The organism is Mycobacterium marseillense (genome assembly GCF_010731675.1).
Taxonomy (GTDB): Bacteria; Actinomycetota; Actinomycetes; order Mycobacteriales; family Mycobacteriaceae; genus Mycobacterium; species Mycobacterium marseillense.
In genome coordinates, this window is sequence record NZ_AP022584.1 from 3,407,308 (window position 1) to 3,431,277 (window position 23,970).

Below are 23,970 nucleotides of genomic sequence, written 5' to 3' on the forward strand. Positions count from 1 at the left end.
GGGCGCGCCCGCCGGGCCGGCTACACCAGCGGTCGCCCCTTCTTGATCCTGCGATCAAGGTCGTGCAGCAAGACGTTGAACGGGAATTGCCGGAGGAACCGCGGCAGGTACCGGTTCACCGTGGCCAACACGGCGATCAGCCTGTCGAAGCGGCGCTGCTTGGTCGCGTCCCACGGCAGCCGCATCTCGTCGCGGAACCGTTGCGGCAGGAAGCCCGTCGTGATCATCAGCGCGAAGCCCTCGGACAGGCGCTGAATGGGGCCGGGCAGCTTCACGCCCCGGATGCGGTTGGCGGCGATCGGGTACAGGTACTCCCGCACGGCGTCGTCGATGTGCACCTTTTCCAGCGATTCTTCCCAGTAACGGTCGAACGCCGCCCGGTCGGCCGGCCACATCTTCGGCGGCACCTGCAAGGTCGTCGCCAGCGTCATGCCCTCGCGGTAGTGGCGCTCAGCGTCCTCGCCGTCGAGCTCACCGATGAACATCCGATAGATGTCGAGCCCGCCCTTGTACAGGCAGGCCCCCACCCAGAGCTGCAACGCGGGGTCGAAGGCGTTGTAGGACACCGGGCTTTCCGGCATCGAGTAAACCTGCGCGTGGGCCTTGTTCACCGCGCGGCGGAAGGCGTCCTTCTGGGCATCGCTGCCGTTGGTCGCCACCGCCAGGTAGGTGAACGTGGTGCGGGCCCGCTTGAACGGGTGCCTGTCGACGCGGCCGCTTTCGACGCGGCTTTCCATCACGCCGTAGCCGACGCCGGGCTGCGCCAGTTGCATGATCACGTTCGCCGGTCCGGCCAGCAGGGCGACGCCCATCAGACCCTCGTCGATGCCCAGCGTCCGCCCGCGCTTGCGCCGCTGCGGACGCGGCGGATCGGTGGCTCGGCGCTCGACGTGCCCGATCGGTGAGTGCACCGGCTCGTGAATTGCCATCGTCAGATCCTCCCGCAGCGCGGCCCGCTAATGTGCGAACGCTTGTTTCCTGATATTGTCGTGCCGCGCCGTTAGTGTCAAGATGGTCCGCATGAGCGAGTCGTCCAGCACGCGCCCGTATCGGGGCGTCGAGGCCGCCGAGCGCCTGGCCAGCCGCCGCAACCGGCTGCTCGGCGCGGGACTGGACCTGCTCGGCGATCAGCGGCCCGACCTCTCGGCGGTCACCGTACGCGGCGTGTGCCGTCGCGCCGGGCTGGCGGCCCGGTACTTCTACGAGAGCTTCACCGACAAGGACGAATTCGTCTCCTGCGTCTTCGACTGGGTGGTCGCCGAGCTGGCCGCCACCACGCAGGCCGCGGTCGCCGCCGTGCCGGCCGACGAGCAGACCCGCGCCGGCATCGCCAACATCGTGCGGACCATCACCGACGACGCCCGCGTGGGCCGCCTGTTGTTCAGCACTCAGCTGGCCGATCCCGTGGTGGTGCGCAAACGCGCCGAGTCCAGCGCCCTGTTCGCGATGTTGTCCGGCCAGCACGTCGGCAACGCGCTGCGGGTGCCGGCAAATGATCGCATCAAGGCCGCCGCGCACTTCGTGGTCGGCGGGGTCGGGCAGACCATCAGCGCCTGGCTGGCCGGTGCGGTCCGGCTCGAACCCGGCGAGCTCGTCGATCACCTCGCCGCACTGCTCGACGAGCTCGCCGAGCCAAACCTGTACCGGCTCACCGAAACACGTGCCGAAGCCTAGCGGCCCCTCACGCACTCACGCGGGGGGAGACCGTGTGCCAAATCCGTCGTGACAGTGAGCGAGAAGTCGCTCAGAGTGCTCGAAATATGCTGCATCAGCGCATCATTCGAGTTGGGACGCCCCGGTTCGTAGGAGAGGAACGAGACGAAGACCTGTCCGCGCGCCCGTCCAGCCAACAACGCCAGCACCCCGTTGGTGCGCTTCATCGTCGAGCTGGTCACGCCCGGGTACAAGGACTTCATCGCGAAATAGTCGGCATCCGTGCCGTCTGGCCGATTGGCCGCCGAGTCGATCGCACCGAGGTTGGACGACACGACAGCGTTCGAACTACCGGTGGCCACGCTGATCAGTCGCCGGAAGACGCGCTTGGGGATCCACGGAACCAGCGGCAGCAGTGCCCACCGCTCGTCGGGCGAATCCTGGTGGCCGGCCAGCGCTTGCTTGATCGCGGCGCGGATCTCGCGCAGGTCCGGCACCAGCGCGGGGTCGACCACGATGTCGACATTCGTGACCGCGTTGGCGCGGGTATCACCCGGGGCGCGCTCATTGACCGGCATCCCCACATTTACCGAGCCGTCGGCGACGACGCGTCCCACTCGCTGGGCGAGCCGGGCCGCCAATCCCGCCAGCAGCGCATTGCCGGTCCCCCCGAGGGCGCGAGCGCGGTCGTCCCACTGGTCGGCGTTGATGAAGATCGTCGCAGCGGGGAGCGTGAGGCTGTCGTCCGGTCCGGCTGCCGGCGCGCCTCGCTTTTCGGGGGGTGGGGCGACGGATCCGGCTCCGCGGCGATCCGCTCGTCCCAGTCGCGCCGCCGCGACGAGCGCGCGGCCGACATCCGTTGTGTCACGTACAGTTTGCCGTGCATCCTCGCGCAGCGCCCGCCAGCGCCGTCGCGATTGCGCGGCGGGCCAGCGAATCGCGTCGTCGCGTCCGCACGCCGCGTCCGCCACCGCCTCGCACAGCCCGACGCCGTCGCTGAGGCAATGCGTGATGACGAGGCTCACCCCCGCTCCGCCGTCGGTGAACGGCAGCAGCGCAAGGTGCCATCCGGGTCCATGCTCGGCATCCGGCCGCATGTTTGCTTGCTCGTCGCACCAGGTGTCGAACTCCGCCCGCGGCCGGGCCGTCGCGGCGATTTCGAGGCCCGGCCGCTCGCCGGGCGATACCCAGCGGTGGCGGCCGAACGGCAAGGGGGACCGCTCGATTCGGCGGGCCAGGCGCCCCCTGCCCAGATGGTCATGAAACCGTTTCAGACCGCCGATGTCGACGGGCCGGTTGTACACCCAGACACACTGCACCAAGCTGGTGGTGCCCGTCGCGCGCTCCCCCAGGAAGAGGGCCTGGTCGGCCAGATCCAGTACGTTGCTCATTTTTAGGCCGCCTCCGTGTCGTCTTCGTCCGCACGGTCCTGAAGTACATCCGGGCTTCCTTGGGGTGCAATCACACCCGCGTTGGCTCCGACGCTTCTGGCGGCCTGCGTGAACACCTCAATCAATGTCGCGACGTAGCGTCGCACCGACTCATGCGCGACTTCGTTGTCGGGGAAGGAGATGGTCACCGTGGTTTTTTCAGCGTGACGGTTGATCCACATGTTGATGCCGCCGGCGGACAGATTGTCGCCGTAGGTACCGAAATTGGTCTCCCCCCACAATCCGGCGAGGGGTATCTTCCGGAAATCGAGGAAGGACAACATCATCGGCAGAGTCGTCGGCAACTTGATGTCCAGCTGTTCCGGTGTGGCCAACTCCAACACTCTCTCAAACGGCACCTCAGCAAGACCTCGCGCGGCTTCGAAAGACTCCTGGGCTGCTTGGGCCGCCTCGCAGAATGAGACGCCCGTGGCTGGCACGGTAACCGGAATCAGGCTGGCAAACCAACCCAGCGTCATCGTTTCGATGCCTGGCATCCGCGTGTCCTTGGCCGTGAAGCCGCGGTAGATCTCGTTTCCCGTCAATTCGTGTTCGGCCAAGGCGGTGCAGGCCAGCACTCCCCCGATGAACCGGGCGCCGGCCGCCACACATGCGGCATCGAAAGACTCCGTCTCGCCGGCATCCAGCAACTGGACCGTCAGGAAATCGCCCGCGCTGCTCGCCCACGTATCACCCAGCGACAGCGGGAAACTCGGCCATGCGCCGTCGGTGTCACGCGCGAACGCGATCCAGTCCTTGATTTCAGGCGATGACAGGGTCAGGCCCGCCGCGGCCTCGCGCTGGCGCGCGACGTAGTCGCGATAGCTCCTGACCTCGGCGAGCTCGGGCTGATGTCGATGCGTGCCCTGGGACAGTTCCTGATACGTCAGATGGATGTCAACGAAGATCAGGCCGGCGGACAAGCCGTCGATGTGCAGATGGTCGACACTCGCGTAGAACGTGAAATAGTCGGCGTGCTCGACGATTCCGAATGTGAAGCAACCCCATTCGAGTGTTTCCGGGGTCGTCGTCAAGACGTGGGCCCGCACTTCCTCGGCGCTCATGCGCCCGAACGACACCGGAACGAGTTCGATATCGGTGGGGTCGTCGATCGCTCGACGCACGATGGAGCCGTCCTCGAATTCGAACCAATTGTGGTAGGTGTCGTGACGGCGGACGTGCGCGTTGATCGCCGCGGTCATCGTCGGGACGTCGCACGCGCCGGGGATGTCCCACGCCACGACCATCAGGCGCGGCAAGTTCCTGTTCATGGCTCTGCCGACGTTGGCAGCCCAAAGATGTTGATTCTGTTGATAACTCGGACTCATCTCACATCTGCGTGCGGTGCGCGCCGCGTGATGCGCTGCCTGCGTGGGCGTCCACATGGTAAGCGGACCGTGCGGTGGTTGCCATTCGTTGATGTTGCCGAGTGCGACCATTTTCTTAAGTCGTTCCTCCCCGTGATACGGACATTTATTGCGCAGCAAGGGAGCAGCGAAAAGGCGTCGGTCTATGGCCCCCGCGCAGCATGAATTCCATTCGCTGGAACCTTTTACGACGACTTGGCAAGTTGGACTGATGTTGCCGCGCCCCTCTGCGCCCCCTGTGTCGCCGAAGTGACGCTAGTGGACATAGGTCACATAAGGGGGCAATTTGTGAGGATCGTCACATCACGCGCCGGCCCCGCGCTGCCCTCACCAAGCACGCGCACACGACTAGCGGGCCCCTCGCACGCTCACACGGAGCAAACGGTGCGCCAGCCCGTCGTCGCGGTTAGCGAAAAGTCGCTCAGCGTCTGCGAAAGCGCCTCGCGCAGACCCTCATTCGAATTGGTGCGACCCAGTTCGTAGGCCAGGACCGAGACGAAGACCCGGCCGTGGACCCGTCCCGACAGAAGCGCCAGCGCCCCGTTGGTGCGGTGCATCGTCGCCGCGGTCACGCCCGGATAGACCGATTTCATCGCGAAATAGTCGGCGTCCGTGCCGTCCGGTCGGTTGGCCGCCGGGTCGAGCGCGCCGAGATTGGACGACACCACGGTGGCGGCCCCGCCGGTGACCACGCTGAGCAAGCGCCGGAACACCGGCTTCGGGATCAGGGGGACCAGCGGCAGCAACGCCCACCGCTCATCGGGCTCCTCGTGATGGCGAACCAGCGCGTGCTTGATCGCGGCGCGGATCTCGTGCAGGTCCGTGGTGATCGCCGCGGGATCCAGCATGACGTCGACGTTCGTGACCGCGTTGGCGCGCGTGTCGCCCGGGACGCGTTCGTTGACGGGCATGCCCACGTTGACCGACCCGTCGGGGGCGACCCGTCCCACCCGCTGGGCAAGGTGGGCCGCCAATCCGGCGAGCAGCGCGTTGCTGGTGCCGCCCAACGCGTTTGCGCGCGCATCCCAGTCGTCGGCGCTGACGAAGAGCATCTCCATCGGCAGGGTGATGCGGGCCTCCGGCGCGGCGGGACGGGCGGGTCGCTTCCCGTGCGGCGCGGTGACGGCCGTCGTACCGTCGCGGCCCCGCCGGAGCATTCGGGCCGCGGCGCCGATGGCGCGGCCGACATCGCGTGCGTCGTGCGCGGTTTGACGTGCGTCCTCACGCAGGGCCCGCCACCGCCGCCGGGCTCCACCGGCGGGCCAGCGGGTCTCGCCGCCGCGTCCGTGTGCCGCGTCGGCCAAGGCCTCGCACAGCCCGACGCCGTCGGTGAGGCAGTGCGTGGTGACCAGGCTCACCACCGCGCCGCCGTCGTTCAGCGGCAGCATCGCCAGGTGCCAACCGGGGCCGCGCTCGGCGTCCGGTCGCTTCTCGCCTTGCTCGTCCAGCCACGCGTCGATGTCCTCGCGCGCCCGCGGCGCCGCGACGATCTCCAAGGAGGAGCACCCGCCGCTGGCCACCCAGCGGTGACGGCCGAACGGCAGGGCGGAGCGCTCGACCCGCCGCGACAGGCGCCCCCGGCCGAGGTGGCGGTGGAACTCCCGCAGCCCGTCGATGTCGACGGCGCGGTCGTACACCCAGACGCACTGCAGCAGGCTGGTGGCTCCGGTCGCCCGCTCACCGAGAAAGAGGGTCTGGTCGGCAAGGTCCAGCACGTTATTCATCGCTACGCCGCTTCGTGGTCGTCCGTGTCCGGCGCCGGAGCGAACGTGTCGTCCGGGTTCATCTGGGGCGCAACCACAATCGGCTCATCCGCGGTGGGCGTGGCGACACGTCCGAACACCTGGATGAGCGTCGCGATGTAGCGCAGGATCGACTCCCGCGCAATCGCGTTGTCCGGGAACGACATCGTCACCGTGGTGTTCGCGGCTTGGCGGTTGATCCACAAGTTCACCCCGCCATGGGACAGACTGTCGCCGTAGGTGCCGAACTTCGTCTCCGCCCACAACCCGTTGAGCGGGATCTTGCGGAAATCGAGGAACGACAACATCATCGGCAGCTGGGTGGGCAATTTGATGCCCAGTTCGTCCGGTGTGGCCAGCTCCAGCACCCGCTCGACCGGCACATCGGCCAGGCGCTGAGCGTCGTCGAACGATTTCTGGGCCGTCCTGGCCGCCTGGGCGAACGTTTCGCCGGCGGTGGGCACGGTGATCGGGATCAGGCTGGCGAACCAGCCCACGGTCATCGAGTCGACGCCCGGCGTCCGGGTGTCCTTGGCCGTGAACCCGTGATAGGTCTTCTTGCCGGTCAATTCGTGCTCGGCCAGGCCCGTGCAGGCCAGGACTCCCCCGATGAACCGGGCGCCGGCCGCCACACATGCGGCGTCGAAAGACTCCGTGTCGTCCGCGTTCATCAGCTCGACCGTCAGCAGGTCGCCCTTGGTGCTGGACCATGTGTCACCTAGGGGCAGCGGGAAACTCGGCCAGTCGCCGTCGGTGTCGCGGGCGAACTCGATCCAGTCCTTGATCTCGGGTGACGACAGCGTCAACGTTGCGGCCTTCTCGCGTTGGCGCGCAACGTAATCGCGATAGCTGCGGATCTCCGGCAGCCCGGCGGGCTGGTGCCCGGTCTGCGCGAGTTCCTGATACATCAGGTGGACGTCGAGGAAGATGAGGGCCGCGGACAAGCCGTCGATGTGCAAATGATCGACGCTGGCATAGAACGTGAAATAGTCGGCGTGCTGGACGATTCCGTACGTGAAGCAGCCCCATTCGAGTGTGTCCGGGGTCGTGGTCAGGGCGTGGGCGCGGACCTGCTCCGCGGTCTTGCTCCCGAGCGCCACGGGAACGAACTCGATCGCTTCGGGATTGTCGATCACCCGGCGCACAAAGGTGCCGTTATCGTATTCAAACCAGTTGTGATAGGTGTCCTGACGACGCACGTGGGCGTTGACCGTCGCCGTCATCGCCGGGATGTCGCAGGTGCCGGGGATGTCCCACGCGACGATCATCAGGCGGGGCAGCTGCCGGTTCATGGCCTTGCCTTGGTAGGAGGCCCAGAGGTGTTGATTCTGTTGGTAACTCGGTGGCAGGCCGCCGCGCCGCGCGGCGCGGGCCGCTTCCCGTGCGGCGGGCGCGGCCATCCACATGGTGACCGGGCCGTGCGGCGGGTGCCATTCGTTGATATTTCCGAGTGCGACCATTTCCTCAAGTCCTTGTGCTGTGAGACGACGACGGGTACGGGCGGTCTGGGGGGCGCTGGAAGTGCGTTTGGCGCTTGGCTTTTCGAGGACTGTCGATGTGTGTGTCGCGCTTGAAATCTGCCGACGGACTTTCGCCTGTGGTGGCTGACTACCCCGCCGCTCATACCCCCTATGTCGCTGCTGTGGACGCTAGCTGACGCAGGCGCAGATTTCGCGGTTTTGTGAAGACTCGAAATCCGCCGCGAGATCGCCGGCGGTGCAGTAATCTTTCTTCCTTCGACGGCCGCGACGACCCCCGGCAGGGTCAACTCGCGACAATTTATCGCCGATTCGGCTCGCTACGTCTGCAACTCGGGATACAGTTGTTCGGCTTTCGAGCCTGGCTCGGGCCAAACCCTAACCGCCTCACGGGAACAGCGGCAGATCCCAGAGCTTCATCCCGGGACGCAGCAGCCACAAGCGCATCATAGTGAGCCGCATGATCCGCATGGCGCTGAAGATCATGAAGATCGCCAGCGGCACCTCGATCAGCAGGGCGGTGATCACCGATAGCCACACGTCCTTGGGCCCGGCGGTCATGAGGTCGAACCACGCGTCGCAGATCAGCAGCACCCCGGTGGTGAACGCGGCGAGCACCAGCAACTGACGGCGCAGATAGCCGAGGGCGGCCGTCGTCAGCATGAAGGCGACCAGCAGCACGTCGAACCCGATCCAGGTGACCGGCCAGTTGTGGGCGACGTACTTCTCGGGCAGGGTCACGGCCAAATACGCCAGCCAGGGGACCATCGCGATGGAGCCGCCGATCATCAAACTCAGCCGCACGCGTCGCACGCGGTCCAGGAAGTCCGGGTCGATGACGTCGCCCAGGGGCCGCTCCAGCCGGGAGATGAGGTCCCGCCGCTGCCCGGGCGTCAGCGCCGCGATCTGTTCGTCGGTCAAAATGCCGTCGGTCATACCTAGCATTCTCCGGCTCGCCAGCGGCGCGGTCAGCGACCGGCGGCCACCGGGGGGCGGCGGTCTGCCGCGGTCTTGGGCACGGCCTTTGCGTCGCCGCTTTCGAATTCCTTCACCCAACAGGCGAACTCAAGGGTGATGCCGTCGGGGTCCTGGAAGTAGAACGAGCGCACATAGACCCCGGGATGCACGGTCGCCGAGACCTGCATGGGGCTTTCGTCGTGGTTGAGCACCGGGCCCACCCGCACGCCTTTGTCCTTGAGTTGCTGGCGGTAGGCGTCGAACTTCTCGGCCGGCACGTGGAAGGCCAGGTGGTTCATCGTGCTGACCGCGCTGGTGATGTCGCCGATGCCCGGGATGGCGCCGGGCGACGAAATGCCCGGCACCCGGTCGGGGGCGTCGGCGAACCAGAAGAAGGCGACGCAGTCGCCGTTTCCGGCGTCGAAGAAGAAGTGCTGGCCCGCCCCGCCGGGCAGGTCGAGCGATTTGATCAGCGGCATGCCGAGGATGTTGCTGTAAAAGTCCACGGTTTTGGCCATGTCGGCACACACCAGCGCGACATGGTTGATCCCGCCGAGTTCGAATTCCGCGTTGGCGTTGTGCGGCTTGATCATCGTGCGGCTCCCCTCGGTTCCCGGCTCGACGAGCCTGGCCAAGATCCGAATCTGAATCTAACATCAGATTTAGTTTTGGCCCAGGGAGGTGCGTAGGTGTCCACCGCGGCATCCCCTGCGCAGCGGAGCGGGCCGCCTGCGGAACTGCCCACGCGCCGCGGCAGGCGGACGCAGGCCGCGATCGATCTGGCCGCGCGGACCGTCATCGCGCGCAAAGGCGTGCTGGCCACGACCATCGCCGACATCGCCGCGGAGGCCGGCCGCTCGGCGGGGTCGTTCTACAACTACTACGAGTCCAAAGAGGCGATGGTGCGCCAGTGGGCGCTGCGCTTCCGCGACGAGGCCAACGAGCGCGCAATGTCTGTGACCCAACACGGGTTGACCGATCGTGAGCGCGCGTACGGGGCGGCCGCCGCGCACTGGCACACCTACCGCCACCGGCTCGCCGAGGTGATCAGCGTGTCACAGCTGGCGATGGTCAACAACGACTTCGCCCAGTACTGGGCCGAAATCTGCTCGATCCCAATCTCTTTCATTGCCGAGTCGGTCCGCCGCGCGCAGGCCGAGGGCCGTTGCCGCGACGACGACCCGCAGCTGATCGCCGAGGCGATCGTAGCGATGTTCAACCAGTTCTGCTACATCCAGCTCGGTTCGGCGCGTTCCGGGGAACCCGACGACCAGGCCTGCATCCAAACCTTGGCCAACATCTATTACCGGGCCATCTACGCCGATGAGGGGGACCACTGAATTGACTCGTCGTACCGGTGCCGGAGTGATCCGTGAGTTCGTCGGACTGCCGTCGCCCACGGCCGGCCGCGCCGGCGCCGGCGGACACCCCTGCCAGGGGCTGTATCACCGGGGGGTGGGGCGAAAGCCCAAGGTGGCGATGATCGCCGCGCATTACCAGATCGATTTCTCCGAACACTATCTCGCCGACTACATGGCCACTCGCGGCATCGGATTCCTCGGCTGGAACACCAGGTTCCGCGGCTTCGAGAGCAGCTTTCTGCTCGACCACGCGCTGGTGGACATCGGCGTCGGGGTTCGCTGGCTGCGCGAGGTCCAGGGAGTGGATACCGTTGTGCTGCTGGGCAACTCGGGTGGCGGTTCGTTGATGGCCGCCTACCAGTCGCAGGCCGTCGAACCGAACGTGACGCCGCTGGACGGCATGCGCCCGGCGGCCGGGGTGACCGAGTTGCCCCCCGCGGACGGCTACGTGGCCACCGCCGCGCATCCCGGCCGACCCGAGGTGCTCACCGCCTGGATGGACGCCGCCGTCGTCGACGAGAACGATCCCGTCGTCACCGACGCCGACCTCGACCTGTTCGACGGGCGCAACGGCCCGCCCTACGCCCCGGAGTTCCTGGGCCGCTACCGGCGCGCTCAGGTCGCGCGCAACCACGCCATCACCGACTGGGCCGAATCCGAGCTCAAACGCGTTCGCGCGGCGGGGTTTTCCGATCGCCCGTTTTCGGTGATGCGAACCTGGGCCGATCCCCGCATGGTCGATCCCGGCATCGAGCCGACCAAGCGACAGCCCAACATGTGCTACGCGGGCGTCCCGGCCAAGGCGAACCGCTCGGCGCACGGCATCGCGGCAGCCTGCACGCTGCGCAACTGGCTGAGCATGTGGAGCCTGCGGGTCGCCCAGACCCGGGCCGAACCGCACCTGGCCCGGATCCGCTGTCCCGCTCTCGTGATCAACGCCGACGCCGACACCGGCGTCTTTCCCTCTGACGCGCAACGCATCTTCGACGCTCTTGCCGGCGCCGACAAAACGCAGGCATCGGTGGACACCGATCACTACTTCACCACCCCCGGGGCCCGCACCGAGCAGGCCGACACCATCGCCGGATGGATCGGCAAGCGATGGCGCTGAGACTCAGCGAACGGATCGTGACGACCCGCCGCGCCCGCACTTGCGACCGCCACGAGCCCATGTCGTCAACCAACCGACTGGTTGTTAGCTTGGAAGGTACTTGGCCGACACGGCGTCCTGCAGCAACGGAAGGCGACCAATGCCGATCGCGATAAATCCCGAGCATCAAGAACTGGCCGATTCAGTGCGATCGCTGGTGGCGCGCGTCGCGCCGTCCGAGACGCTGCACGAGGCGATGGAGACGGCTCCGGAAAACCTAGTGAACCCTCCCCCGTATTGGCAGGCCGCGGCCGAGCAGGGCCTGCAGGGCGTTCATCTGGCCGAATCCGTCGGCGGCCAGGGCTTCGGCATCCTCGAGTTGGCCATCGTGCTGGCCGAATTCGGTTATGGCGCGGTGCCGGGCCCGTTCGTGCCGTCCGCGATCGCCAGCGCGTTGATCTCCGCGCACGACCCGGACGCGAAGGTGCTCGCCGAGCTGGCATCCGGCGCCCAGATCGCCGCCTACGGCCTGAATTGCTGCGCGCTGACCGCGACCCGGCAAGGCAATTCGCTGGTGATCCGCGGCGAACTCCGGGCGGTGCCCGCCGCGGCGCAGGCCTCGCTGCTGGTCCTTCCAGTCGCGATCGACAGCGGCGAGGCGTGGGTGGTGCTGCGCGCCGACCAGCTCGAGATCGAGCCGGTGAAAAGCCTGGACCCGCTGCGGCCCATCGCCGACGTGCGCGCCAACGCCGTCGAGGTCGGCGACGACGTCGTCTTGACCAACCTGAGCATGGGCACCGCGCACGCGCTGATGACGACGCTGCTGTCCGCCGAAGCGATCGGTGTGGCGCGCTGGGCGACCGATACCGCGTCGGACTACGCCAAGATCCGTGAGCAGTTCGGCAGGCCGATCGGCCAATTCCAGGCCATCAAACACAAGTGCGCCGAGATGATCGCCGACACCGAGCGGGCCACCGCGGCGGTGTGGGATGCCGCCCGCGCGATCGACGAGGCCCGCGAAAACCGTTGGGACACCGCGGGTTCCCACGTCGAGTTCGCTGCCGCCGTGGCCGCGACGCTGGCGCCGGCGGCCGCGCAACGGTGCGCGCAGGATTGCATCCAGGTGCACGGCGGGATCGGCTTCACCTGGGAGCACGACGCAGGCGTCTACTACCGTCGGGCGCTGATGCTGGCCGCCTCCTTCGGCCGCAGCTCGGACTACCCACAGAAGGTGGTCGACACCGCGACCACCACCGGGATGCGCGCGGTGGACATCGACCTCGACCCCGACACCGAGAAGCTGCGGGCGGAGATCCGGGCTGAAGTGGTGGCGCTCAAGGAGATCGAGCGCGAGCAGCGCAAGGTCGCCATCGCCGAGGGTGGCTGGGTGTTGCCGTATCTGCCCAAGCCGTGGGGCCGGGCGGCCGGGCCGGTGGAGCAGATCATCATCGCCCAGGAGTTCGCCTCCGGGCGGGTCAAGCGGCCACAGACCGGCATCGCCACCTGGATCGTCCCGTCGATCGTGGCGTTCGGCACCGACGACCAAAAGCAGCGATTCCTGCCGCCGACCTTCCGCGGCGAAATGATCTGGTGTCAGCTGTTTTCCGAGCCGGGAGCCGGTTCGGATCTGGCCAGTCTCACCACCAAAGCCACCCGGACCGACGGGGGCTGGCGCATCACCGGCCAGAAGATCTGGACCACCGCCGCACAGTTCTCGCAGTGGGGGGCGCTGCTCGCGCGGACGGACCCGAGCGCGCCGAAACACAGTGGCATCACGTACTTCCTGTTGGACATGAAGAGCGAGGGCGTCGACGTCAAGCCGCTGCGCGAGCTCACCGGCAACGCGATGTTCAACACCGTCTACATCGACGACGTGTTCGTGCCCGACGACTGCGTCCTGGGCGAGGTCAACCGGGGCTGGGAGGTCAGCCGCAACACGCTGACCGCGGAGCGGGTGTCGATCGGCAGCAGCGAGGCGAACTTCCTGGCCACGCTGGCGCAGTTCGTCGAGTTCGTCCGTGACGGGCAGTTCGATCAGGTCGCGCAGCACCGCGCCGGTCAGCTCATCGCCGAGGGGCATGCGGCCAAGGTGTTGAACCTGCGTTCCACCCTGCTCACGTTGGCCGGCGGGGACGCGATGCCGTCGGCGGCGATCTCCAAGCTGCTATCGATGCGCACCGGCCAGGGTTACGCCGAATTCGCGGTCTCCTCGTTCGGCACCGACGCCGCGATCGGCGACGCCGAGCAACTGCCCGGCAAATGGGGCGAGTACCTGCTGGCCAGCCGCGCGACCACCATCTACGGCGGAACGTCCGAGGTGCAGCTGAACATCATCGCCGAGAGGTTGTTGGGCCTACCGCGCGATCCGTAGACCGGGCGCAGAAATGGGCCATGCCGGCCTGACGGAGTCAAGCCGGCATGGTTCCCCCCATACGCGGGCCGTCCATCCCGAGGGTTGGCGTGTCGTGATGGCCGGCTACCGCGCGGAGATGGTGGTCACCACCACCAGTTCACCCAGTGCTGGGGGTGGGCCCAATAGCCACCTCCGTGGCCCCAGCCGTTGCCCCAGCCGTTGCCCCAGCCGTTCCCCCAGCCGCCATGTCCCCGACCATCATGGCCGCCCCAGCCATGACCGCCGGGGCGGTCGGGGATGAGGCCCGGTCCGCTGTGCGGCCCGGAACTGGAGAAACCCGTGGAGGGACTCGGGCCGGGGGCGGCCTGAGCCACGGGGGCGCCGCCGAACAGCAGCGCGCCCGCCACGGCCCCAGCACCCAAAACACCTACGGCCGCGCTGCGTAACGATGGTGATGAGATCATCGAGAGCGCTCCTTCCAAAGACTTGATGACGATGCTTAAAACGCTAACCGGACATTTCCAAGCAAACAAGCGAAGTCGGGCAATTTTGGGTGTGAATTGCGCAACAATGGTCCTGAATGCGTGCAATAGACTGCGCGTCGTCAATACGAATTTCCGCAATTCATTTATCTGACAATACTGAATAATTCCCGGTCGACTGGGATAACTTAGCAGCTCACCACCCATCTACTGATGTACTGCGACGCGTTACCGTATTTACTGAAGTCTGGAATTGCGGATTGGCAGATCCACTGATTCACCGCCGAATGACGGCAATGCATGTGGGGATGAATGTCTCGCCATCCGCGGTATTGCTGTCCTTTCCAGCTATCTTCGGTAATTTGCTATTTCACCTGCGCCCGAAGGTGTGGGACCGCCCGTGAATCCGTCGGCGGCCGCCCGGGCCGTCCGCGGCCTGGCGACGCGACTTAGGGTGGCGTCGGTGAGAGAATCAGTATTGACACAGAGGCGACGAGCGCTGATTTACTGATTCACACTCACGGAGGAAGACACCGAAGTGAACTTCAAGCCCAGTCCCAACGGACCCAGCGCCGGATCCTTTCGCGCCCAAACTCCGGCCGGCGGCCCCGCCGGAGACGCCGCCCCGACCGAGCGCCTCAGTCTCGGGCAGCCGCGCGGCCAGCGCATCGCCAGCCAGCCATCGGCCAATCAGGCGGGGCGCACCCAGCGGACCCGCCGGACCGTCGACCTGGCGGCCGCCACCCACCGGGCACTCGACATCTGGCAGCGCGAAGCCGCCGATCGGCTCGGCGTCGCCCGCGTGACCGGACAAGAGGTGCTCACGGCGCTCATCGACCAGCTCCTGGTCGACCCGAAGCTCACGGCCCAGATCACCCGGGCCATCAAAGAACGCCGCTGAGGCTTACTCGATCTCCATCTCGCGCAGCTCGCGCTTGAGGATCTTGCCCGTCGGGTTGCGCGGCAGCTCGTCGAGGAAGATGACCTCACGCGGCACCTTGTAGCGGGCCAGATGGTCGCGCACGTAGTGCTTGACGGTGTCCTCGTCGAGGTCGGCGCCGTCCTTCTTCACCACGAACGCGCGCAGGCGGTGGCCCCACTCCTTGTCGTCGACGCCGATCGCGGTGGCCTCCACGACGTCCGGGTGCCCGGTGATGAGGTCCTCGACCTCGGCCGGGAAGACGTTCTCGCCGCCGGAGACGATCATCTCGTCGTCGCGGCCGCTGATGTAGAGCAGACCGTTCTCGTCGAAGTAGCCGACGTCGCCCGACGACAGCAGCCCGTCGATGATCTGCTTCTTGCCCCCGCCGGTGTAGCCCTCGAACGGGAAGGCGTTGCCGACGAAGATGCGGCCGACCTCGCCCTGCGGCAGCTCCTTGCCGTTGTCGTCGTAGATCTTGACGCGCACACCCTTGACGACCGGCCCGACGGTCGAGGAGTTGTACTCCAGGTGCTTGGGCTCGGCGATCGTCGCAAAGGCGATCTCGGTCGAGCCGTACATGTTGTAGATCACCGGGCCGAGGTCCTTGAGCGAGCGCTCGGCCAGGTCCGCCCCCAGCGCCGAGCCCGACACGAACACGATCTTCAGGCTGGACAGGTCCGGCTTGGAGTCCATCTTCTCGACGGCTTCGAGGATCCGCGACAACATCACCGGCACGACGACCATCGCTGTCACCTTGTACTTCTCGACGTCCTGTAGGACCAACGGCGGCTTGAACTTGCGGCGCAACACCAGCGTCGAGCCCAAGAACATCGCGATGGTGCCGTGCAGATAACCCAGCGCGTGGAACATCGGCGCCGGCAGCGACGTCACCTCGCCGGCCTTGAACGGGACGTGCGACAGGATTCCGCCGACCGGCGCCAGGGTTGGCGGCGTGCTGCGGTTTGCGCCCTTGGGCGTGCCGGTGGTGCCGCTGGTCAGGATGATGATCGACGCGTGCCGGGCCGCCTTGGGGGCGGGCTCATTGCTGCTGCGCCCGATCAGGTCGGCCAGCGTGTCGTCGGTGCTGCCGGACGGCTCGTCACTGTCCGGGTTGGTCCCCAGCGCCCGCAACTTGCCCAGCTCCGGCGAGGCTTTGCTGACCGCCTTGGTGTACTCGTCGTCATAGATGATCAGCTTGGCGCCCTCGCGCTCGGACACCTCTTTGATCTGCGGGCCCGAGAATTCGCTGTTGAGCAGGATGATGCGGGCGCCGACCCGCGCGGCGCCGTAATTGGCGATCAGGAACCAGCGGGAGTTGCGGGCCAGGATGGCGATGCCGTCGCCGCCCTTGACGCCCATGTCGATCAACCCGTTGGCCACCGCGTGCGCCGCCTCGTCGAGTTCGCGGTAGGAGAATTCGCCCTCTTCGTCGATGCACGCCGCCTTGTCGGGGTGGCGCCGCGCGTTGAGGGAGGGCAGCATGCCGAACTCGCCCCACTTGTAGATGTCGGCGGCCATCGCGGCGTAGTTCTGCGGCGGCTCGATGCGGAACGCGCCCGACTCGAAGATCTTGCGCACGTAGTGCAGTTCGGCGGAACCGCGCTCGACGTACTGGTGCAGTTTTGCTACCGCTTTAGAGGCCTGACCGGGCAGACCGAGGAGGTTAGGCATGGAATCCACCATATGTGACGTCCGTCTCAGCACGGCCAGAAATTCTGGCGAATTAACATGAACCGCATGACCCGTCCGGTTTTGCTGGAGGTGGCCGGGCGCGAGGTCACCGTCACCCATCCGGACAAGGTCGTGTTTCCCGGTGCGGACGGCCACAAAACCTCCGGCCCCTACACCAAGCTCGATCTGGTCCGCTATTACCTGTCGGTGGCCGACGGCGCGCTGCGGGGTGTGGCCGGGCGCCCCATGATCCTGAAGCGCTTCGTCAAGGGCATCACGGAAGAGGCGGTGTTCCAGAAACGCGCGCCGGCGAAACGACCGGACTGGATCGACGTCGCCGAACTCCGTTACGCGCGCGGCACTTCCGCGGCGGAGGCGGTCCTCCGCGACGCCGCGGGGCTGGCCTGGGCGATCAACCTGGGCTGCGTCGACCTCAATCCGCACCCGGTGCTCGCCGACGACCTCGATCACCCCGACGAACTGCGCGTCGACCTCGATCCGATGCCCGGGGTCTCCTGGCGGCGCATCGTCGACGTCGCCCTGGTGGCCCGCGAGGTGCTCGAGGACTACGGCCTGACCACGTGGCCGAAGACGTCGGGCTCGCGCGGCTTCCACATCTACGCCCGCATCGCCCGGCGCTGGGAGTTTCGCCAGGTGCGGCTGGCCGCCCAGACCGTCGCCCGCGAGGTGGAGCGGCGCGTGCCCGAGGCGGCGACCAGCCGGTGGTGGAAGGAGGAACGCGAGGGGGTGTTCGTCGACTTCAACCAGAACGCCAAGGACCGCACGGTCGCGTCGGCCTATTCGGTGCGGGCGACCCCCGACGCCCGGGTGTCGACGCCGCTGCACTGGGACGAGGTCGCCGGCTGCGACCCCCAGGCGTTCACGATCGACACCGTGCCCGGCCGGTTCGCCGAGATCGGTGACCCCTGGGCGGGCATGGACGACGCGGCCGGCGAGCTCGACCGGCTACTGGTGCTGGCCGAGGAGATGGGGCCTCCCGAGCGCGCGCCGAAAGGGTCGGGCAAGCGCCGTGACGGCCGGCGGCAATCGTCGATGCCGCTGATCGAGATCGCCCGCACCAAAACCAAGGACGAGGCGATGGCGGCGCTGGACACCTGGCGCGACCGCTATCCCGCGGTGGCCGAGCGGCTGCAGCCGGTCGACGTCCTCGTCGACGGCATGCGCGGGCCCAGCTCGATCTGGTACCGGATCCGGATCAATTTGCAGCACGTGCCCGAAGACCAGCGGCCACCGCAGGAAGAGCTGATCGCCGACTACAGCCCTTGGAAGAGGGAGGGGCAAAAGGAGGGGCAAACCTTCGGCGGCAAGCAGCGGCCCCCGAACTAGATCCCGACCCGCGTGACCGCGTTGTGCTTGCGCAGGTAGCAATACCAGGTGACCCCCAGCAGGGCGAGGAAGAACGCGATGTAGAACCGCAGCGCCGGCTCGATGCTGCCGAACTCCGACTTCGACCAGGCATAGGCCAGCGGCACGATGAAGCCGCCGAAGGCGCCCACCGCCGAGATGACACCCAACGCGCCGGCGGCCTGGCGGCGCATCTGGACCATGGTGTCGGGATCGCCGCCGGCCAGCTCGCCCTTGATCTTGAAGATCCGCGAAATCATCCGGTAGGTCGAGCCGTTGCCGATGCCGGTGGCGACGAACAAGAACATGAAGCTGGCGAAGAACATCGGCAGGTTCACCGCCCGCACCGACCACAACGCGGCCGCCGCCCCGAGGGCGAGCAGCGCGAAGCTGACGGCGGTGATGCGCGCCCCGCCGATCCGGTCGGCCAGCTTGCCGCCGAGGGGCCGGATCACCGATCCGATGCCGGCGCCGAGGAAGGCCCACGTCAGCGCGATGTCGCCGCGGCCGAACACCGTCTTGAGCAGGGTCGGGAAGGCGGCCGAGTAGCCGATGAAGGACCCGAACGTGCCGATGTAGAGCAGCGACATGACCCAGGTGTCGGGATGGCGTAGCGACTGCCACACCGGCGTCACGTCGGCCCTGGCCTCGGTCAGGTTGTTCATGAACAGGAACGCGCAGACCGCGGCCACGACGGCCAGCGGCACATAGCAGAGCCCGGCGCGCGACAGGGCGACCCCGCCGCCGGCGATGACGATCGGCGGGATGATCTTCTGCACGACGGCGACGCCGACGTTGCCGCCGGCCGCGTTCAGGCCCAGGGCCCAGCCCTTGTCCTTCTCCGGGTAGAAGAAGGAGATGTTGGCCATCGACGAGGCGAAGTTGCCGCCGCCGAAGCCGGCGGTCGCCGCGATGGCCACCAGGGCCGCGAACGGGATGCCGGGATGGCTGACCGCCCACGCCAGCAGCAGGCACGGGACGAGCAGCAGCGCCGCCGACATGGTCGTCCAGTTGCGGCCGCCGAAGATGGGGACCGCGAAGGTGTAGGGCAGCCGGAGCAAGGCGCCGACCCCGCTGGGGACGGCGACCAGGCACAACGCCTGGCTGGCGGTCAGCGCCCACCCGGACGCGGCGGGCTGCCCGTGCGCGCCCGCGGTCATCTGCACCACGACGATGCTCCACAGCATCCACACGCTGAATCCGACGTGCTCGGCGAAGATCGAGAAGATCAGGTTGCGGCGCGCGATCGCCCGGCCGGTCGTCGCCCAGAACTCGGGGTCTTCGGGCCGCCAGTCGTCGATCCAGTGCCGTCCCGCGGGACGCTCGCGCGTCGGCGCGGGCTTCGCTGCCGGGCTGATGGTCGTGGTCATCGGATGGGGCTCCCTTGCGGACGAGGCGCGCGGGTGAACGGGCGCCGGGCGGTGACCACTTGACGCTAGAGACGCACTGTTACCGGTCCGGGTGTGCACAGTTACGCGGGCGATACGCAGAAATCGCAACGCCCAACGCCGGTTTGTCAGAACTCTGCAACGCGGCGGTGCATCTGGGCGGGCGGAACGCGATACTCTCACGCGATGCGACAGGGATGGAATCGACGGGGATTCTTGCAGCTCGCAGGGGCTTCCGCCGTCGCCGCGATCGCCGGGTCCGCCGCGCTGTCGGCGGGCTGCTCGTCACGCCAGGCTCCGCCGGGCGGCGGCGGGCCGGGCTCGGTGACCCTCACCCACCTGTTCGGCCAGACCGTCATCAACCAACCTCCCAAGCGCGTCGTCAGCGCCGGCTTCACCGAGCAGGACGACCTGCTCGCCGTCGGGGTGGTGCCGATCGCGGTGACCGACTGGTTCGGCGACCAGCCATTTGCGGTGTGGCCGTGGGCCGCGCCCAAGCTGGGCGGCGCGCGCCCGGTGGTACTGAACCTGGACAACGGCATCCCGGTCGACCGGATCGCGGGCCTGAAGCCGGACCTGATCGTGGCGATCAACGCCGGCCTGGACGCCGACACCTATCAGAAGCTGTCCGCGATCGCCCCGACCGTGGCGCAATCCGGCGGGGACGCCTTCTTCGAGCCATGGAAAGAGCAGGCCACCGCCATCGGGCAGGCGGTGTTCCAGGCAGACCAGATGAAGTCGTTGATCGACGGTGTCGACCAGAAGTTCACCGAAATCGGTAAGAAGAACCCGCAGTGGACCGGCAAGAAAGCGCTGCTGATGCACGGCGCGTTGTGGCAGGGGACCGTCGTCGCCACCATGGCGGGCTGGCGCACGGATTTTCTGAACCAGATGGGGCTGGTCATCGCCGAGGGCATCAAGCCGTTCGGCACCGAGCAGCGCGCCGTCATCCCGCGAGACCACATCAAGTCGGTGCTCGATTCGGCCGACGTGGTGATCTGGACGACCCGCAACCCCGACGATCAGAAGGCCCTACTGGCCGATCCCGAGGTGGCCGGGTCGCTGACCACCGCGCAGAACCGCCACATCTTCACCACCACCGAACAGGCCGGCGCGATCGCCTTCGCCTCGCCGCTGAGCTACCCCCTCGTCGCCGACCAATTGCCTCCGCTGCTCACCAAAATCCTGGGCTAGCATCGCGGCTGTTTGAGCGTTTGCTAAGGCAGCTCTGGCAGTGCTCGAAAATCCCGCCGCCGCCCCTCGCACGAGGCCCGATCCCGGGGTTACCGTCGAGTAATGAGCGTGACGGACCTTAGCGGCGACCTGGCCCACGACCTGCCGACCGAGCTGGCCGGCAACACCGTCCTGGACTACGGCGATCGGGCGCTGATGGTGCAATGTGGCAGTGCCGCAGAGGTTTTGGCGTGGGCGGCCGCGCTGCGCTCCGAGCCGATACCGGGCGTGGTCGATGTCGTGCCGGCGGCCCGCACCGTGCTGGTCAAGCTGGAGGACCCCTGCCGCCAAGGCGTCATCCGCCGGCGACTGCGCACGATGTGCGTCACCGCCACGCCACCGGCCCCGTCCGAGCGCGGCGCCGACGTGGTGATCGACGTGGTCTACGACGGCCCCGACCTCGCAGAGGTCGCCGGCCACACCGGGCTGACCATCCCGCAGGTGATCGACGCCCACACCGCCACCCTGTGGCGGGTCGGATTCAGCGGCTTCGCACCCGGTTTCGCGTATCTGGTCGACGGCGACCCGCGCCTACGGGTGCCCCGGCGTCCCGAGCCGCGGACTGCCGTGCCGGCCGGATCCGTCGCCCTCGCCGGGGAATTCAGCGCGATCTACCCGCGCCGGTCCCCCGGCGGTTGGCAACTCATCGGCCACACCGACGCGGTCCTGTGGGATCTGCAACGTCGCGACCCGGCGCTGCTGATGCAGGGCATGTGGGTTCAGTTCCGGGCCGTCTAGCAAGGAGGCAATCGTGGCAGTCCTGGAGATCCTCCGCACCGGGCCGTTCGCCGTCGTCGAAGACCTCGGTCGGCCCGGGCTGGCCCACCTCGGCGTCAGCCGGTCCGGAGCCGCCGACCGACGCGCCCACAAACTGGCCAACCGGCTGGTGGCCAACCCCGACGACCGCGCCACCGTGGAGGTGACGTTCGGCGGGTTCGCGGCCAGGGTCCGGGGCAGCGACGTCGACATCGCGGTGACCGGCGCCGACACCGATCCGACCGTCGACGGAATCAAGTTCGGCACCAACAGCATTCAGCACGTGCGCGACGGCCAGCTGATCTCTTTGGGTCCCCCCGCGCGGGCCTGCGAAGCTACCTCGCGGTCCGCGGCGGCATCTGGGTGGAGCCGGTGCTCGGCTCGCGCAGCTACGACGTCATGTCGGCCATCGGGCCGTCGCCACTGCAGGCCGGGGATCGGCTCCCGATCGGCGAGCACACCGCGGACTACCCCGAGTTGGACCAGGCGCCGGTGGCGGCCATCCCCGGCAGCGTCGTCGAGCTGTCCGTGGTGCCCGGGCCGCGCGATGACTGGTTCCTCGATCCCGACGCGCTGGTGCGCACCGCTTGGGTGGCGTCCGACCGCAGCGACCGGGTGGGGATGCGGTTGGTCGGCCGCCCCCTGCAATGCCTGCACCCGGACCGGCAGCTGCCCAGCGAGGGTGCCGCCCGAGGCGCAATCCAGGTGCCGCCCAACGGTTTACCGGTGATCCTCGGCCCGGACCACCCCGTCACCGGTGGCTATCCGGTAGTCGGCGTGGTGATCGACGACGACGTCGACAAGATCGCCCAGGTGCGGCCCGGCCAGTCGGTGCGACTGCACTGGGCGCGCCCGCGGACCCCGGTCGGCGCGGTTGCCGGCGCCGGCGTCGGTGCCGCGAGTTGGAGCGACCGACTGTAGGACAGCTCACATCGACCCGCCCGCCGGTGTGAGATCACTTGGCGGCGGCCGATATTCGCGCACCGGCAAACCGCTGTCGCGCGATCGAGGCGCCCTTCAGGGACTTACCAGATAACTGGTAATCAACTAACAGCCGAGATCGGTAGATTCCGGTTGACCCGCTCACGTCCTAGATGTGAGCATCGGAATCTACGGTGGGGCATGCCCCTTCACGCGGGGCGCCCATACGCGTCGCCGGCCAGACCCCGAACTGCTTCTGAGGAGAGGGATCGGTATGCACGCACGCGCAACGCCCACATGCCAACGTGCCCAATCGGTTTCGCCGCGACGCGATCACCGCATCGCGGACTGGAATCCGGAGGACGCGGCGGCCTGGGAGGCCGGCAACAAGAAGATCGCCCGGCGCAATCTGCTCGGCACCATCGCCGGTGACCACGTGGCCTTCTCGATCTGGACGCTGTGGCCCGTGATGGCGCTGTTCATGCCGGGGGCCGTCTACGGCTTCTCCGCCGGCGACAAGCTGCTGCTGGGCGCGGTGGCCACCCTGGTCGGTGGTTGCGCCCGGATCCCCTACACCCTCGGTATCGCCGCCTTCGGCGGTCGCAACTGGACGACGTTCTCGGCCTTCGTCCTGCTGATCCCGACGGCGGGCACGATCGTGCTGTTGGCCAACCCCGGCCAGCCCCTGTGGCTCTTCGTGCTGTGCGCCGCCCTGACCGGGCTCGGCGGTGGCAACTACGCGGCCTCGCTGGCCAACGTCAACGCGTTCTACCCGCAGCGGCTCAAGGGCGCCGCGCTGGCGATCAATGCCGGCGTCGCCAACCTCGGTGTCGCGGTGATCCAGCTGGTGGGCCTGCTGGTGCTGGCCACCGCCGGGCACGAGGCCCCGTACTGGGTGTGCGCGATCTACCTGGTGTTCCTGGTCGTCGTGGGGATCGCGGCCGCGCTGGTCATGGACAACATCCACCACGGCACCCAGCTGAGCACCATGCGCTCGATCCTCTTCGAGCGCGATACCCACGTGATCTCGCTGCTCTACATCGCCACCTTCGGCTCCTGGATCGGCTTCTCCTTCGCCTTCGGACAGGTGATGCAGGTCCACTTCCTGGAGAGCGGGGAAACCGCCAAGCACGCCGCGCTCCACGCCGCGCAGGTGGCCTTCGTCGGCCCCCTGCTGGGCTCCGTGGCGCGCATCTACGGCGGCCGGCTGGCCGACCGCCTCGGCGGCAGCCGCGTCACGCTGGGCGTCCTCGCCGGGATGACCCTGGGGGCCGCGTTGTTGGTCACCATCAGCGCCCTCGAGGACCAGCACGCCGTGGCGCGCTCCGTCAGCATGATCGGCTGCATCGTCGGCTTCATGGTGCTGTTCATCCTGTCCGGCATGGGAAACGGGTCGGTGTTCAAGTTGATCCCGTCGGTCTACGAGGCGCGCAGTCGCGGGCTGGACATGAGCGAGGACGACCGCCGCCGTTGGGCGCGCGCGCAGTCCGGGTCGCTGATCGGCATCTGCTCCGCGGTCGGCGCGTTCGGCGGCGTGGCGATCAACCTGGCGCTGCGGCAGTCCTACCTGAGCACCGGCACCGAAACGGCGGCGTACTGGGCGTTTTTGGCTTCCTACGTCGGTGCCGCGATCATGACCTGGATGGTCTACGTCCGGCGTCCCGCCACGGCCCCGGGCCTGTCCGGCGCCCGACCCGAAGGCGAGGCCGCGCATGTGTGAGCGGACTCGCAACACGGGCAATGCCACAGCAATTGCTCGGTAACGCAACCGAAACGTCGCAGGCATACACACTTCATATGG

General features: G+C 67.6%; 19 protein-coding genes and 1 pseudogene. 10 read left to right on the forward strand and 10 right to left on the reverse strand.

The features are described from left to right. Positions 1-20 precede the first annotated feature (20 nt). Entirely contained in the window at positions 21-929 is a 909-nt protein-coding gene (locus G6N26_RS15700; RefSeq protein ID WP_083019298.1) for an oxygenase MpaB family protein, read from the reverse strand. A gap of 82 nt (positions 930-1,011) precedes the next feature. Here G6N26_RS15700 and G6N26_RS15705 point away from each other — a divergent pair, with 82 nt between their 5' ends. Next, positions 1,012-1,674 carry a TetR/AcrR family transcriptional regulator gene (locus G6N26_RS15705; protein WP_067165047.1) on the forward strand — a complete coding sequence of 221 codons (663 nt, stop codon included), beginning with the start codon at positions 1,012-1,014 and terminating at the stop codon, positions 1,672-1,674. Here the strand turns inward: G6N26_RS15705 and G6N26_RS15710 are convergent. The 6 genes from G6N26_RS15710 to G6N26_RS15735 form a co-directional block, all read right to left on the reverse strand. Further along, the gene (locus G6N26_RS15710) at positions 1,671-3,044 is read right to left on the reverse strand and encodes a hypothetical protein (RefSeq protein ID WP_169925534.1); all 1,374 of its coding nucleotides are present in this window, start codon (positions 3,042-3,044) and stop codon (positions 1,671-1,673) included. The genes G6N26_RS15705 and G6N26_RS15710 overlap by 4 nt on opposite strands. 2 nt (positions 3,045-3,046) lie before the next feature. Then, the gene (locus G6N26_RS15715) at positions 3,047-4,522 is read right to left on the reverse strand and encodes a condensation domain-containing protein (protein ID WP_083019299.1); all 1,476 of its coding nucleotides are present in this window, start codon (positions 4,520-4,522) and stop codon (positions 3,047-3,049) included. A gap of 296 nt (positions 4,523-4,818) precedes the next feature. Beyond that, positions 4,819-6,174 (reverse strand): hypothetical protein, encoded by a 1,356-nt coding sequence (locus tag G6N26_RS15720; protein ID WP_083019300.1) that lies wholly within the window; start codon positions 6,172-6,174, stop codon positions 4,819-4,821. 2 nt (positions 6,175-6,176) lie between these two features. Beyond that, positions 6,177-7,652, reverse strand: coding sequence for a condensation domain-containing protein (locus G6N26_RS15725; protein ID WP_083019301.1), 1,476 nt, complete (start codon positions 7,650-7,652; stop codon positions 6,177-6,179). 405 nt (positions 7,653-8,057) lie between these two features. After that, entirely contained in the window at positions 8,058-8,606 is a 549-nt protein-coding gene (locus G6N26_RS15730; protein WP_067165068.1) for a hypothetical protein, read from the reverse strand. Positions 8,607-8,638: 32 nt separating this feature from the next. After that, the gene (locus G6N26_RS15735) at positions 8,639-9,220 is read right to left on the reverse strand and encodes a VOC family protein (RefSeq protein ID WP_067165071.1); all 582 of its coding nucleotides are present in this window, start codon (positions 9,218-9,220) and stop codon (positions 8,639-8,641) included. A 96-nt stretch (positions 9,221-9,316) separates the two neighbouring features. On the opposite strand from G6N26_RS15735, the gene G6N26_RS15740 reads away from it, so the two are divergent. The 3 genes from G6N26_RS15740 to G6N26_RS15750 all read left to right on the forward strand — a co-directional run bounded on the left by G6N26_RS15740 (position 9,317) and on the right by G6N26_RS15750 (position 13,449). Then, on the forward strand, positions 9,317-9,967 hold the full coding sequence (locus G6N26_RS15740) for a TetR/AcrR family transcriptional regulator (RefSeq protein ID WP_083019302.1): 651 nt from the start codon (positions 9,317-9,319) through the stop codon (positions 9,965-9,967). Beyond that, positions 9,951-11,099, forward strand: coding sequence for an alpha/beta hydrolase (locus G6N26_RS15745; RefSeq protein ID WP_095577930.1), 1,149 nt, complete (start codon positions 9,951-9,953; stop codon positions 11,097-11,099). The genes G6N26_RS15740 and G6N26_RS15745 overlap by 17 nt, the downstream gene beginning before the upstream one ends. A 139-nt stretch (positions 11,100-11,238) precedes the next feature. Next, positions 11,239-13,449, forward strand: coding sequence for an acyl-CoA dehydrogenase (locus G6N26_RS15750; RefSeq protein WP_083019304.1), 2,211 nt, complete (start codon positions 11,239-11,241; stop codon positions 13,447-13,449). A 125-nt stretch (positions 13,450-13,574) separates the two neighbouring features. On the opposite strand, the gene G6N26_RS15755 is transcribed toward G6N26_RS15750, so the two are convergent. Then, positions 13,575-13,895: a hypothetical protein gene (locus G6N26_RS15755; RefSeq protein ID WP_139799184.1), complete on the reverse strand. Its 321-nt coding sequence runs from the start codon at positions 13,893-13,895 to the stop codon at positions 13,575-13,577. A gap of 556 nt (positions 13,896-14,451) precedes the next feature. Here G6N26_RS15755 and G6N26_RS15760 point away from each other — a divergent pair. Further along, positions 14,452-14,814 (forward strand): ATPase, encoded by a 363-nt coding sequence (locus G6N26_RS15760; RefSeq protein ID WP_067165083.1) that lies wholly within the window; start codon positions 14,452-14,454, stop codon positions 14,812-14,814. Between the two features lie 3 nt (positions 14,815-14,817). Here the strand turns inward: G6N26_RS15760 and fadD2 are convergent, their stop codons facing one another. Continuing rightward, entirely contained in the window at positions 14,818-16,506 is a 1,689-nt protein-coding gene (fadD2, locus tag G6N26_RS15765; RefSeq protein ID WP_067165130.1) for a long-chain-fatty-acid--CoA ligase FadD2, read from the reverse strand. A gap of 57 nt (positions 16,507-16,563) precedes the next feature. On the opposite strand from fadD2, the gene G6N26_RS15770 reads away from it, so the two are divergent. After that, positions 16,564-17,853, forward strand: coding sequence for a DNA polymerase domain-containing protein (locus tag G6N26_RS15770; protein WP_083019307.1), 1,290 nt, complete (start codon positions 16,564-16,566; stop codon positions 17,851-17,853). Here G6N26_RS15770 and G6N26_RS15775 read toward each other — a convergent pair. Next, on the reverse strand, positions 17,850-19,241 hold the full coding sequence (locus G6N26_RS15775; protein WP_083019309.1) for an MFS transporter: 1,392 nt from the start codon (positions 19,239-19,241) through the stop codon (positions 17,850-17,852). The two genes, G6N26_RS15770 and G6N26_RS15775, sit on opposite strands and share 4 nt — an antisense overlap. Before the next feature lie 204 nt (positions 19,242-19,445). Here G6N26_RS15775 and G6N26_RS15780 point away from each other — a divergent pair, with 204 nt between their 5' ends. From G6N26_RS15780 to G6N26_RS15795, 4 genes and pseudogenes are all read left to right on the forward strand, one after another. Further along, a complete protein-coding gene (locus tag G6N26_RS15780; protein ID WP_067165093.1) occupies positions 19,446-20,453 on the forward strand; it encodes an ABC transporter substrate-binding protein in 1,008 nt (335 codons plus the stop codon). Positions 20,454-20,555: 102 nt separating this feature from the next. Then, positions 20,556-21,230 (forward strand): 5-oxoprolinase subunit B family protein, encoded by a 675-nt coding sequence (locus tag G6N26_RS15785; RefSeq protein WP_067165096.1) that lies wholly within the window; start codon positions 20,556-20,558, stop codon positions 21,228-21,230. 13 nt (positions 21,231-21,243) lie between these two features. After that, positions 21,244-22,169, forward strand: a pseudogene (locus G6N26_RS15790) (5-oxoprolinase/urea amidolyase family protein). A 274-nt stretch (positions 22,170-22,443) separates the two neighbouring features. Then, positions 22,444-23,889: a nitrate/nitrite transporter gene (locus G6N26_RS15795; protein WP_067165102.1), complete on the forward strand. Its 1,446-nt coding sequence runs from the start codon at positions 22,444-22,446 to the stop codon at positions 23,887-23,889. Positions 23,890-23,970: the final 81 nt, after the last annotated feature.

What these genes read in the sequence shown, in the direction of transcription:
- G6N26_RS15755 (WP_139799184.1), bottom strand. Translation starts at nt 13,895, where the DNA reads ATGATCTCATCACCATCGTTACGCAGCGCGGCCGTAGGTGTTTTGGGT.
- G6N26_RS15705 (WP_067165047.1), top strand. Translation starts at nt 1,012, where the DNA reads ATGGTCCGCATGAGCGAGTCGTCCAGCACGCGCCCGTATCGGGGCGTC.
- G6N26_RS15785 (WP_067165096.1), top strand. Translation starts at nt 20,556, where the DNA reads ATGAGCGTGACGGACCTTAGCGGCGACCTGGCCCACGACCTGCCGACC.
- G6N26_RS15730 (WP_067165068.1), bottom strand. Translation starts at nt 8,606, where the DNA reads ATGACCGACGGCATTTTGACCGACGAACAGATCGCGGCGCTGACGCCC.
- G6N26_RS15770 (WP_083019307.1), top strand. Translation starts at nt 16,564, where the DNA reads ATGAACCGCATGACCCGTCCGGTTTTGCTGGAGGTGGCCGGGCGCGAG.
- G6N26_RS15710 (WP_169925534.1), bottom strand. Translation starts at nt 3,044, where the DNA reads ATGAGCAACGTACTGGATCTGGCCGACCAGGCCCTCTTCCTGGGGGAG.
- fadD2 (WP_067165130.1), bottom strand. Translation starts at nt 16,506, where the DNA reads ATGCCTAACCTCCTCGGTCTGCCCGGTCAGGCCTCTAAAGCGGTAGCA.
- G6N26_RS15775 (WP_083019309.1), bottom strand. Translation starts at nt 19,241, where the DNA reads ATGACCACGACCATCAGCCCGGCAGCGAAGCCCGCGCCGACGCGCGAG.
- G6N26_RS15745 (WP_095577930.1), top strand. Translation starts at nt 9,951, where the DNA reads ATGAGGGGGACCACTGAATTGACTCGTCGTACCGGTGCCGGAGTGATC.
- G6N26_RS15715 (WP_083019299.1), bottom strand. Translation starts at nt 4,522, where the DNA reads ATGGTCGCACTCGGCAACATCAACGAATGGCAACCACCGCACGGTCCG.
- G6N26_RS15780 (WP_067165093.1), top strand. Translation starts at nt 19,446, where the DNA reads ATGCGACAGGGATGGAATCGACGGGGATTCTTGCAGCTCGCAGGGGCT.
- G6N26_RS15735 (WP_067165071.1), bottom strand. Translation starts at nt 9,220, where the DNA reads ATGATCAAGCCGCACAACGCCAACGCGGAATTCGAACTCGGCGGGATC.
- G6N26_RS15750 (WP_083019304.1), top strand. Translation starts at nt 11,239, where the DNA reads ATGCCGATCGCGATAAATCCCGAGCATCAAGAACTGGCCGATTCAGTG.
- G6N26_RS15795 (WP_067165102.1), top strand. Translation starts at nt 22,444, where the DNA reads ATGCACGCACGCGCAACGCCCACATGCCAACGTGCCCAATCGGTTTCG.
- G6N26_RS15700 (WP_083019298.1), bottom strand. Translation starts at nt 929, where the DNA reads ATGGCAATTCACGAGCCGGTGCACTCACCGATCGGGCACGTCGAGCGC.
- G6N26_RS15720 (WP_083019300.1), bottom strand. Translation starts at nt 6,174, where the DNA reads ATGAATAACGTGCTGGACCTTGCCGACCAGACCCTCTTTCTCGGTGAG.
- G6N26_RS15725 (WP_083019301.1), bottom strand. Translation starts at nt 7,652, where the DNA reads ATGGTCGCACTCGGAAATATCAACGAATGGCACCCGCCGCACGGCCCG.